This is a genomic window from Desertibacillus haloalkaliphilus, assembly GCF_019039105.1.
Lineage (GTDB): Bacteria > Bacillota > Bacilli > Bacillales > KJ1-10-99 > Desertibacillus > Desertibacillus haloalkaliphilus.
Genome location: NZ_JAHPIV010000395.1, coordinates 1 through 366, shown reverse-complemented (window position 1 = coordinate 366; position 366 = coordinate 1). Strand labels below are relative to the sequence as shown.

General features: G+C 43.7%; 1 protein-coding gene. It reads left to right on the top strand.

Going from position 1 to position 366, the window contains the following annotated elements:
* Positions 1-331: PIG-L family deacetylase (locus KH400_RS22485; RefSeq protein ID WP_498067642.1), on the top strand; the 331-nt coding region annotated here is incomplete at its 5' end.
* Between the last annotated feature and the right edge of the window lie 35 nt (positions 332-366).

The window sequence follows — 366 nt, the reverse complement described above, 5'->3', positions numbered from 1 at the left end:
AGTTATTACCTTTTATCCTGGCTACTCCGTTCATCCCGACCACGAAGCTACGGCCCACGCAGTCATCGAAGCTGTCAAACGGATGGAAGAAAGTGAGCGACCTACCGTCCATTGTGTCGCCTTCTCCAATGGCCATGAACAAGAAATTGGTCCTGCTGATATCGTAAACGACATTACCCCATTTGCCGAACAAAAGAAAGCAGCAATGCGAGCACATCTTTCACAAACAGAATGGATGCTCAAAGAGCTTGAACCAAAATGGGAAAGCGGTGATAAAGTGGCTCTTGAATGGTTACAAACAGAGCGATTTTGGACATATTCATTTAAATAAACAAAAACAGACGGATTACATTTGAGGTACAAATC